Origin of the sequence: Bradyrhizobium sp. (assembly GCF_050014615.1) — a bacterium.
In the GTDB taxonomy this organism is placed as follows: domain Bacteria; phylum Pseudomonadota; class Alphaproteobacteria; order Rhizobiales; family Xanthobacteraceae; genus Bradyrhizobium.
Genome location: NZ_JBEKCZ010000187.1, coordinates 1 through 10,393, shown reverse-complemented (window position 1 = coordinate 10,393; position 10,393 = coordinate 1). Strand labels below are relative to the sequence as shown.

The following is a 10,393-nucleotide window of genomic DNA, read 5'->3' as shown; positions in this document are numbered from 1 at the left end:
TGATGGCCGCCGGCCTCGAAGGCGCGGCCGTGATCGCCACCGACGCCGTGATCTCGGTGGTCACCAGCGTGATCAAGATTTCCGTGTTCGGACTGGCCGGCGTTGTCACCGCGCAGGTGCTGGCCTTTGCGCTTCTGATCGGCGCGGTGGCATTGCCCGGGGCTTTTTTCGCCAGAGTGTTCGTCGAGCGCATGCCGGTGCACATCCACACCGCGATCCTCGACGTCGCCGTGATCGCCGGCGGCGTGGTGATGATCTCGTCGGCCGCGCGGACTCTGTTCTAGAATAAACCCGCTGCACCTTCGCCACGGCGATGCCGCCGAAAGCTGGGCGGCATCGTCACTGACGTTCTCAGGCATAATGGCTCAAGCCGTCTTGTTCAGGCGGCTTCGTCTTCTTCGTCCTGCGCTTCGTCGTCGTCCTCTTCATCCGGACTTTCGATTTCGGCCAGTTCCAGGGTGGTCAGAGGAATCGTTTCGCGAAACAGATCGCCTTCGCCGCCCATCCACAGGCACGCGACGGCGTCGTCGTGTACTTCCGCCACCGTCATCGGATGACCGCCGGACTTCAGAATGACAACATCGCCTGGTTTCAAATCCATGATCGCTTCCTCGGTTGATCGACGCGAGCCACAACGTATCGCGCGGTCATGACAGGTCGATCACGGCCGCGCGTCCGCTTTGTGTCGCCGACACAAAAGCCTGGATTAAAATTCCTGGTTTAAAAACGCTTGGATTAGCGGCGGTGGCGGAACAGCGTCACGGCCATTTCACTTCCGGCGGCATCGATGAGAGGATGGAATCGACATTGCCGCCGGTCTTGAGGCCGAACATGGTGCCGCGGTCATAGAGCAGGTTGAACTCGACATAACGGCCGCGACGGATCAATTGCTCTTCGCGCTCAGCCGCCGTCCACGGGGAGTTGAAATTCCTGCGCACCAGTTCGGGATAGATTTTCGCAAAGCCGCGGCCGACTTCCCGGGTGAAGCCGAAATCGGCGTCCCAGTCGCCGGAATCATGATGGTCGTAGAAAATGCCGCCGATGCCGCGGGGTTCGTTCCGGTGCGGCAGATAGAAATATTCGTCGCACCAGGCCTTGTATCTGTCGTAGTCGGCGACGCCGTTGTGGCCGTCGCAGGCGGCCTTCATCGCCTGATGAAACGCTGTTGTATCGGCGTCTTGCTGGGTCCGTCGCCGGTCCAGCACGGGGGTGAGATCCGCGCCGCCGCCGAACCAGGCCTTGGTCGTCACCACAAAGCGCGTGTTCATGTGCACGGCCGGAACATGGGGATTGCGGACATGGGCGATGATCGAAATGCCGGAGGCCCAGAATTGCGGGTCGTCGGCGGCGCCGGCGACCTGGGCGCGGAATTCGGGTGCGAATTCGCCATGCACCGTCGAGCAGTGCACGCCGATCTTTTCGAACAGCCGTCCGCGCATCACGCTCATCACCCCGCCGCCGCCGGGCTGGCCGTTATGGTCGGCGCGGTCCCAGGGCGTTCGCACGAAGCGCCCGGCGCCGCCGGGATAGAGCGCGGCCGGCGCTTCGTCTTCCAGTTGTTCGAAGGCCAGGCAAAGGTCGTCGCGCAGGGCTTCGAACCAGGCCCTGGCCCGCATCTTGCGATCGTCGATCACGGAAATATTCATCTGCAATGCCTATGTAATGCCTAACCCCGCGGGCCGTTTCCGGGACTGGTTTGCCGCAATGCCTCGCCCAACGCCATGCCAGCCGCCATCGCGACATTGAGCGAGCGCAGGCTGGGCTTGATCGGGATCACCAGCCGCGCGTCGGCGGCGGCGGCGACTTCGTCAGGAACCCCTGCGGATTCGCGCCCGAACAGCAGGATGTCGGCGGCGCTGTAGCGGTAATCAAGATAGGAGCCGGCACCCTTGGTGGTGAACAGGATCAGCCGGTGGCGCTCGCCGTTACGCCATTGCTCGAATTTTGACCATGAGTCGTGGCGCATCAGGGTCACCTGGTCGAGATAATCCATGCCGGCCCGGCGGAAATGCCGGTCGGATACCGGAAAACCTGCAGGCTCAATGATGTGGGCCGCGACGTCCAGGCAGGCGCAGAGCCGCAGAATCGTCCCGGTATTCTGGGGAATGTCGGGCTGAAAAAGCGCAATCTGCATTTGGTGACGGCCCTTTGGGTGTCCCACGAAATGTCGGAATAAATCATCGCTCCGCGCGGAATTAGTGCATTGCACGCTGGCCAGCCGATAGCGGGCTTGCGCTCTTCCGGCAAGGGTGCCAATAGAACGATTCTGGACTGCTTGTTCCGCCCGATTGGCCGGGAGAAGCGGTCTTTCTGCCGCCGCGGGGGTCGCGGGCGCCGGCAGCCTCCCTTGCTTCGTTCATGCGTTGCCTGGGGCGGTTCCACCGGCTGCAGCCGAGAAAGGGTTTGGAATCGTGACGACAGCGTCTTCGGCGGATACCACACGCCGTGATTTCCTCTTTGTTGCAACGGGAGCTGCCGCCGCCGTCGGCGGAGTGGCCACGCTCTGGCCGTTCATTTCCCAGATGAATCCGGACGCCTCGACCATCGCGGCCGGCGCGCCGATCGAAGTCGATCTGACGCCGATTGCCTCGGGGCAGGACATCAAGGTGTTCTGGCGGGGCAAGCCGATCTACATCATGAACCGCACCAAGAAGCAGGTCGACGAGGCCCGCGCGGTGCCGGTCGCCAGCCTGCCCGATCCGGCGACGGATCAGTCCCGGGTCAAGGACGGCCATGATCAGTGGCTGGTCGTGATCGGCATCTGCACCCACCTCGGCTGCATCCCGATCGCCCATGAGGGCAATTACGACGGCTTCTTCTGCCCCTGCCACGGTTCCCAATACGACTCCTCCGGTCGTATCCGCCAGGGACCCGCGCCCGCCAACCTGGCGGTGCCGCCCTATCAATTCGTTTCCGATAGCAAAATCCAGATTGGTTGAGCCTCGGATCCGATATCCGAGACTGCAAGCCCGTCGTGTCGTCTTACTTCCCTAGGGATCGCATCATGAGCGGACCATCCGACTACCAGCCGACCCATCCCGCCCTGAAGTGGATCGAACGGCGCCTCCCGATTATGGGTCTCGTCCATTCCTCGTTCGTGGCCTATCCGACGCCGCGCAACCTGAACTACTGGTGGACCTTCGGTGCCATCCTGTCGCTGATGCTCGGGGTGCAGATCCTCACCGGCGTGATCCTGGCGATGCACTACACGCCGAACGCCGATCTCGCCTTCAAGTCGGTCGAAAGCATCGTCCGCGACGTCAATTACGGCTGGCTGCTGCGCAACATGCACGCCAGCGGCGCGTCGATGTTCTTTCTCGCCGTTTACGTCCACATGTTCCGCGGCCTGTATTACGGGTCGTACAAGGAACCCCGCGAGATCCTGTGGATTCTCGGTGTCATCATCTACCTGCTGATGATGGCGACGGGCTTCATGGGCTATGTGCTGCCGTGGGGCCAGATGAGCTTCTGGGGCGCCACCGTCATCACCAATCTGTTCTCGGCCGTTCCTTATGTCGGCGACAGCATCGTGACCCTGCTGTGGGGCGGCTACTCCGTCGGCAATCCGACGCTGAACCGCTTCTTCTCGCTGCATTATCTGCTGCCGTTCGTGATCGCCGGCGTGGTGGTGCTGCACGTGTGGGCGCTGCATGTCGCGGGTCAGAACAATCCGGCCGGCGTCGAGGCCAAGACGGAAAAGGACACCGTGCCGTTCACGCCCTACGCGACCATCAAGGACGCGTTCGGCATTTCCTGCTTCCTGATCTTCTTCGCCTGGTTCATCTTCTACATGCCGAACTATCTCGGCGACGCCGACAACTACATTCCCGCCAATCCCGGCGTGACGCCGGCGCATATCGTGCCGGAATGGTATTACCTGCCGTTCTACGCGATCCTGCGCTCGATCCCGAACAAGCTCGCCGGCGTGATTGCGATGTTCTCGGCGATCATCGTGCTGGCGTTCCTGCCCTGGCTCGATAGCGCCAAAACGCGCTCGTCCAAATATCGTCCGCTGGCCAAGCAGTTCTTCTGGATTTTCGTCATCGTCTGCATCCTGCTGGGCTATCTCGGCGCGCAGCCGCCGGAAGGCATCTATGTGATCGCCGGCCGCATCCTGACCTTCTGCTACTTCGCCTATTTCCTGGTGCTGCTGCCGCTCTTGAGCCGGATCGAAAAACCGAGGCCGGTTCCGAATTCGATCGCCGATGACGTGCTGGCCAAGTCCGGCAAGGCGGTTGCGTCCGTGGTGGTCATGCTGGCGCTCGCGGGTGCGATGTTCGCCGGCAGCGCGCAGACCGCGCGGGCCGACGAGCAGCCGGTACCGCCGTCGGAGAAATGGTCGTTTGCCGGTCCGTTCGGCAAGTTCGATCGCGGGTCATTGCAGCGCGGGCTGAAGATCTACAAGGAAGTCTGCTCCAGCTGCCACGGGCTGTCGTACATCGCGTTCCGCAATCTCGCCGATGCCGATGGTCCGGGATATTCGACCGCGCAGGTGGCCGCACTCGCGGCCGAATACAAGATCAAGGACGGCCCGAACGATCAGGGCGATATGTTTGACCGGCCCGGCCGGGCCGCCGATTACTTCCCCTCGCCATTCCCCAACGATCAGGCCGCTCGCGCCGCCAATGGCGGCGGTCTGCCGCCAGATCTGTCCCTGATCACCAAGGCACGCTCCTACGAGCGCGGCTTCCCGCAATTCGTGTTCGACTTCATCACGCAATTCCAGGAACAGGGCCCGAACTACGTCAGCGCGATCCTGCAGGGCTTTGAAGACAAGCCGCCTGCCGGCGTGACCATTCCGGAAGGTGCCTACTACAACAAGTATTTCCCCGGCCATGCCATCAAGATGCCGAAGCCGCTGAACGACGGTCAGGTCACGTTTGACGATGGGGCGCCGGCGACGCTTCCGCAATATGCCCATGACATCACCACGTTCCTGATGTGGGCCGCGGAGCCGCATATGGAGGCCCGCAAGCGGCTCGGGCTGCAGGTGTTCGTGTTCCTGATCATTTTCGCCGGCCTGATGTACTTCACCAAGAAGAAGGTCTGGGCCGACGCGCACTGATCCCTGTTCGATCAGGTGAAATTGAATTGAAAAAGCCCCTGCGGGGGCTTTTTTGCTGCGTTCGTCATTCCGGGGCGATGCACAGCATCGAACCCGGAATCTCGAGATTCCCCGATGTGCAATTGCACATCTGGGGTCTGGTGCTAGCGCACCATCCGCGATGCGCAGTTGCGCATCGGGGAATGACGGAGTCTGATTGCTTCCTGGCCGCACTGCGGACTAAATAGAAGCCAACCGCTGCTTCAGAAAATCATTGGAGGAACCCATGGGCACCAGCATCTCGTTCAAGCGTCCGGACGGCAGGGACGCCAGCGGTTATCTCGCCAATGCGGCGCGCGGCAACGCGCCGGGCGTGGTCGTGATCCAGGAATGGTGGGGGCTGTCGGAGCAGATCAAGGGGCTGTGCGACCGCTTCGCGGTGGCCGGCTTCGATGCGCTGGCGCCCGATCTCTATGCCGGCAAGGTGGTGCCGTATCATGACTCCGACGCCGCCGGCAGGGAGATGAACTCGCTGGATTTCATCGACGCCACCACGCAGACCGTGCGCGGCGCAGCACTTTATCTCGGCAAGAACGGCGCCAAGGTCGGCCTGACCGGCTTCTGCCTCGGCGGCGCGGTCACCATCATCGGCGCCGCCAGGATACCCGAACTCGCCGCGGGCGTGGTGTTCTACGGCATTCCGCCGGAGGCGGCGGCGAAGCCGGCGGACATCAAAATTCCGCTGCAGGCCCATTTCGCCAACAAGGATGACTGGTGCACGCCGCAACTGGTCGATGCCTTCGCGCAGGGCATGAAGGCGGCCGGCAAGTCGCTCGAACTGTTTCGATATAATGCCGAGCACGCCTTCGTCAACGAGCAGCGGCAGTCGGTGCACGACCGCGAGGCCGCCGAACTGGCCTGGGGCCGGGCTACGGATTTTTTCAGGAAGCATCTGGGGTGAGCTATCGTCGTCCCGGCGAACGCCGGGACCCATAACCACAGGCTGTGGTAATGAAAGAAGGTCTCTAACACGGCGCGCAAACGCGGCGACACGGCGTATGGGTCCAGGCGTTCGCCGGGACGACGCTGTTGTTAGAATTATCGATCCGTCTTGCTCACCCCATCCCACCACGCGCAGGTGCCCGACATCAGCCGGTAATTGCCGTCCATCACCTGGACCGGCGCCCGCAGGCCGGCTGCCGCGGCGCGCATCCGCATCTGCCGCGCCACCTCGCGGTCGGCGGGCGGCAACCACACCCGTTCATGGCCCCACAGGCTCGGACCGTCCTGCAGTTCGAACGGCTGCCAGCTCGAGGGCTCGATCTCGCGGCCGCCCCAGCCGCACTCGACCATGAACGATGATGGCGTCTTGGCGTAAAACGACGTCATCAGGTCGTTGGTGTGGCGGCCGAGCGTGACGCCGATGCGATCGGTCTCACTCAAGGCGACATCATAGGACTGGCCGACATCGTCGAGCGAAAACATCTCCACCATCAGATGATGCATGCCGTTGCGGCCGGTCTCGATCAGAGCGAGGCTGTGGTGCCGCGCGTTGATGTGGAAGAAGTAGGCGCGAAACGGCTTTTGCATGTAGTCGCTGAGCCCAAAGCCGAGCAGGTCGACATAGAACGGCATCACCGCGTCGATGTTCTCGACCGTCAGCACGGCGTGTCCGAGGCCGAGCGGGCCGGTACGGAATCCGGAAATCGAACGGCCGGGGCGAAACGGCGTTGCGTCGATGTCGGCGCCGTAAAAGGCCTCCAGGCGATTGCCGGCGGGATCGTGGAACGAAATCAGGCCGCGAACGCGCCTGTTGTCGGCCAGCGTTTGCGGCTCGGCGGTGACATCGACGCCGGCCTGTTCCAGCCGGGCCGCGAGCCGGTCCAGCGCGGCGGCGTCGGCCACCTCCCAGCCTAGGAAGCGCGACCCTTCCGGCATCGCGCGGTCGATGACGATGCGCTGCTTGCGGTCGTCCATCCGGAACGCCAGCAAAGAGGCGCTGCGTTCCACCGCCTGCAGGCCGACCAGTCTGGTGCCGAACTGCCGCCAATCGTCGAGCGCGGCCGAGCCGAACCCGGCATATCCCAGAGCCTGCAATGGCATCGCGCGCCTCCCGCTTCGCTGTTTTCTTGATCTTTAAGCCGAAACTTACGCATATTTTTGGCCGTTCAACACCAAAAGATGCGTCCGAAATCGGCAATCTGCCGGAAGCGTTACGTCCATACCGTCCTTGACGAACCCGGCCAGCCATGGTGTTTACGTGGCCATGAACATCGTCGTCCGCCCAGCCCGACTCTGGTGGCGCACCTCCTAAGAGGTGGCCGGTGCGATTTCATTTTCTCCCATCGTCAGAGGCCGTCATCGCAGCGCGACGGCCTTTTCGTTTGTCCTGTGTGGCGTTCCCTCGGCAAGTTTCGTAAGAGGATCACATGAACAGGACAGCCTTCTCACTGCCGGCCCGCAGCGAATATCGCACCCATGGCGGCCTCGACGTGACGCGCGCGGTGGAGCAGTTCTCCGGCGGCGCCAACCGGCTCGATGACCTGATCGATCTGCTCGATGGCCGCCGCGGCGTGGTGCTGTCGTCGGGCACCACGGTGCCGGGCCGTTATGAAAGTTTCGACATCGGCTTTAGCGATCCGCCGCTGCGGCTGGAAACCACCGGATCCGATTTCTTTCTCGATGCCCTGAACGCGCGCGGCGAAGTGCTGATCGCCTTCCTCGGCGAAGTGCTGCGCGAGCCCTGTGTCGTCGTCACCGACAAGAGCGCCAGCCGTCTCGCCGGCCACATCGTGCGCGGTGCGGCGCCGGTCGATGAAGACCAGCGCACCCGCCGCGCCAGCGTGATGTCGCTGGTGCGTGACCTCGTGGCGGCGCTCGGCGCCAACGACGATCCCTTGCTCGGCCTGTTCGGCGCATTCGCCTACGACCTCGTGTTCCAGATCGAGGACCTCAAGCAGAAGCGCGCGCGCGAGGCCGACCAGCGCGACATCGTGCTGTTCTTGCCGGACCGTTTGCTGGCCTATGACCGCGCCACCGGACGCGGCGTGGTGCTGAGCTACGATTTCGCCTGGAAGGGGAAGTCCACGGAAGGTCTGCCGCGCGATACCCCCGAAAGCGTCTACCTCAAGACGCCGCGGCAGGGATTTTCCGATCATGCGCCCGGCGAATATCAGGCCACGGTCGAAACCGCCCGCGCCGCCTTCGCGCGCGGCGACCTGTTCGAGGCGGTGCCGGGACAATTGTTCGCCGAACCCTGCGAGCGCTCGCCGGCGGAAGTATTCCAGCGGCTGTGCCGGATCAATCCGTCGCCCTATGGCGCGCTGATGAATCTCGGCGACGGTGAATTTCTGGTGGCGGCCTCGCCGGAAATGTTCGTGCGCTCCGACGGCCGGCGGGTCGAGACCTGCCCAATTTCCGGCACCATCGCGCGCGGCATCGACGCGATCGGCGATGCCGAGCAGATCCGGCAATTGCTCAATTCGGAGAAAGACGAATTCGAACTCAATATGTGCACCGACGTCGACCGCAACGACAAGGCGCGGGTCTGCGTGCCCGGCACCATCAAGGTGCTGGCGCGGCGCCAGATCGAGACCTATTCGAAACTGTTTCATACCGTCGATCATGTCGAAGGCATGCTGCGGCCGGGTTTCGATTCGCTCGACGCGTTCCTCACCCACGCCTGGGCGGTGACGGTGACCGGTGCGCCGAAATTATGGGCGATGCAGTTCGTCGAGGACAATGAGCGCTCGTCGCGGCGCTGGTACGCCGGCGCGATCGGCGCGGTGAATTTCGACGGCAGCATCAATACCGGGCTGACCATCCGCACCATCCGGATGAAGGACGGGCTGGCCGAGGTGCGGGTCGGCGCCACCTGCCTGTTCGATTCAGACCCCGCCGCCGAGGACCGCGAATGCCAGGTCAAGGCGGCGGCGCTGTTCCAGGCGCTGCGCGGCGATCCGCCGAAGCCGTTGTCGGCCTTCGCGCCGGATGCCACCGGCTCGGGCAAGCGGGTGCTGCTGATCGATCATGACGACAGTTTCGTGCATATGCTGGCGGACTATTTTCGCCAGGTCGGGGCCACCGTGACTGTGGTACGGTATGTGCACGCGGAGCTCATGCTGAGCACCCAAAACTATGATCTGCTGGTGCTGTCGCCAGGGCCGGGGAGACCGGAAGACTTTGCCATCTCCAAAACCATCGATGCGGCATTGGGCCGGAAGCTGCCGATCTTCGGCGTCTGCCTTGGCGTGCAGGCGATCGGGGAATATTTCGGCGGCCAGCTCGGCCAGCTCGGTCAGCCGGCGCATGGACGGCCGTCGCGGGTCCAGGTACGCGGTGGACGGCTGATGCAGAACCTGCCCGATGAAATCGTGATCGGCCGCTATCATTCGCTCTATGTTGAGCGCGACAGCATGCCCGAGGTGCTGCAGGTGACGGCGAGCACCGAGGACGGCGTCGCGATGGCGATCGAGCACAAGACCTTGCCGGTCGGCGGCGTGCAGTTTCACCCGGAATCGCTGATGTCGCTCGGCGGCGAAGTTGGCCTGCGCATCGTCGAGAACGCATTCCGGCTTGGCGTGCCGGTAAATTGAGAGCTGTAGGATGCGGTGGTTCACAGAGACGTCATTCCGGGGCGCGCGTCAGCGCGAACCCGGAGTCTCGAGATTCCGGGTTCGCTCGTTTCACGAGCGCCCCGGAATGACGTCTCAATTTCAGACGAGGAAGAAATGACTTTTGAATATGATTTGAAGGCCAGTATTCGCACCATCCCGGACTACCCGAAACCGGGTATCCTGTTTCGCGATATCACGACGCTGCTCGGCGACGCGCGCGCCTTCCGCCAGGCGGTCGACGAACTGGTGCAGCCATGGGCCGGCAACAAGATCGACAAGGTCGCCGGCATCGAGGCGCGCGGCTTCATTCTCGGCGGCGCGGTGGCGCATCAGGTCTCGGCCGGCTTCGTGCCGATCCGCAAGCGGGGAAAGCTGCCGCACACCACCGTGCGCATCGCCTACTCGCTGGAATACGGGCTCGATGAAATGGAAATGCACGCCGACGCCATCCATCCCGGCGAGCGCGTGATCCTGGTCGACGACCTGATCGCCACCGGCGGCACCGCGGAGGGCGCGGTCAAGCTGATGCGCCAGATCGGCGCCAATGTGGTGGCGGCCTGCTTCATCATCGACCTGCCGGATCTCGGCGGGGCCGCGAAGTTGCGGGCAATGGATGTGCCGGTGCGAACGCTGATGGCCTTCGACGGGCATTGAGGGTTCAACGCGGAGGCGCGCACAAACTCGGTGGTCGTCCCGGCGAACGCCGGGACCCATACGCCGCGGCTTCTCGATT

Annotated in this window: 9 protein-coding genes and 1 pseudogene; 6 read left to right on the top strand and 4 right to left on the bottom strand. The window is 63.3% G+C overall.

From position 1 onward, the window contains the following. Positions 1-284, top strand: a pseudogene (locus ABR948_RS23805) (sulfite exporter TauE/SafE family protein); the annotation flags it as partial. A gap of 95 nt (positions 285-379) precedes the next feature. Here the strand turns inward: ABR948_RS23805 and ABR948_RS23800 are convergent. The 3 genes from ABR948_RS23800 to ABR948_RS23790 all read right to left on the bottom strand — a co-directional run bounded on the left by ABR948_RS23800 (position 380) and on the right by ABR948_RS23790 (position 2,134). Beyond that, positions 380-601 carry a YodC family protein gene (locus ABR948_RS23800; RefSeq protein WP_428122814.1) on the bottom strand — a complete coding sequence of 74 codons (222 nt, stop codon included), beginning with the start codon at positions 599-601 and terminating at the stop codon, positions 380-382. 157 nt (positions 602-758) lie between these two features. Beyond that, on the bottom strand, positions 759-1,646 hold the full coding sequence (hemF, locus tag ABR948_RS23795) for an oxygen-dependent coproporphyrinogen oxidase (protein ID WP_428122812.1): 888 nt from the start codon (positions 1,644-1,646) through the stop codon (positions 759-761). A 20-nt stretch (positions 1,647-1,666) separates the two neighbouring features. Further along, positions 1,667-2,134, bottom strand: coding sequence for a tRNA (cytidine(34)-2'-O)-methyltransferase (locus ABR948_RS23790; protein ID WP_428122809.1), 468 nt, complete (start codon positions 2,132-2,134; stop codon positions 1,667-1,669). A 277-nt stretch (positions 2,135-2,411) separates the two neighbouring features. Here ABR948_RS23790 and petA point away from each other — a divergent pair, with 277 nt between their 5' ends. From petA to ABR948_RS23775, 3 genes are all read left to right on the top strand, one after another. Further along, positions 2,412-2,939 (top strand): ubiquinol-cytochrome c reductase iron-sulfur subunit, encoded by a 528-nt coding sequence (gene petA / locus ABR948_RS23785; protein ID WP_428122806.1) that lies wholly within the window; start codon positions 2,412-2,414, stop codon positions 2,937-2,939. Positions 2,940-3,004: 65 nt separating this feature from the next. After that, entirely contained in the window at positions 3,005-5,065 is a 2,061-nt protein-coding gene (locus ABR948_RS23780; RefSeq protein ID WP_428122804.1) for a cytochrome c1, read from the top strand. Between the two features lie 265 nt (positions 5,066-5,330). Beyond that, complete coding sequence (locus ABR948_RS23775; RefSeq protein ID WP_428122801.1) at positions 5,331-6,005, top strand: dienelactone hydrolase family protein; 675 nt, start codon at positions 5,331-5,333, stop codon at positions 6,003-6,005. Between the two features lie 137 nt (positions 6,006-6,142). Here the strand turns inward: ABR948_RS23775 and ABR948_RS23770 are convergent, their stop codons facing one another. Then, a complete protein-coding gene (locus ABR948_RS23770; RefSeq protein WP_428122798.1) occupies positions 6,143-7,147 on the bottom strand; it encodes a VOC family protein in 1,005 nt (334 codons plus the stop codon). Positions 7,148-7,473: 326 nt separating this feature from the next. Between ABR948_RS23770 and ABR948_RS23765 the strand changes: the two genes are divergently transcribed. After that, positions 7,474-9,639: an anthranilate synthase component I gene (locus tag ABR948_RS23765; protein WP_428122796.1), complete on the top strand. Its 2,166-nt coding sequence runs from the start codon at positions 7,474-7,476 to the stop codon at positions 9,637-9,639. 135 nt (positions 9,640-9,774) lie between these two features. Further along, positions 9,775-10,314 carry an adenine phosphoribosyltransferase gene (locus tag ABR948_RS23760; protein WP_428122794.1) on the top strand — a complete coding sequence of 180 codons (540 nt, stop codon included), beginning with the start codon at positions 9,775-9,777 and terminating at the stop codon, positions 10,312-10,314. Positions 10,315-10,393 lie beyond the last annotated feature (79 nt).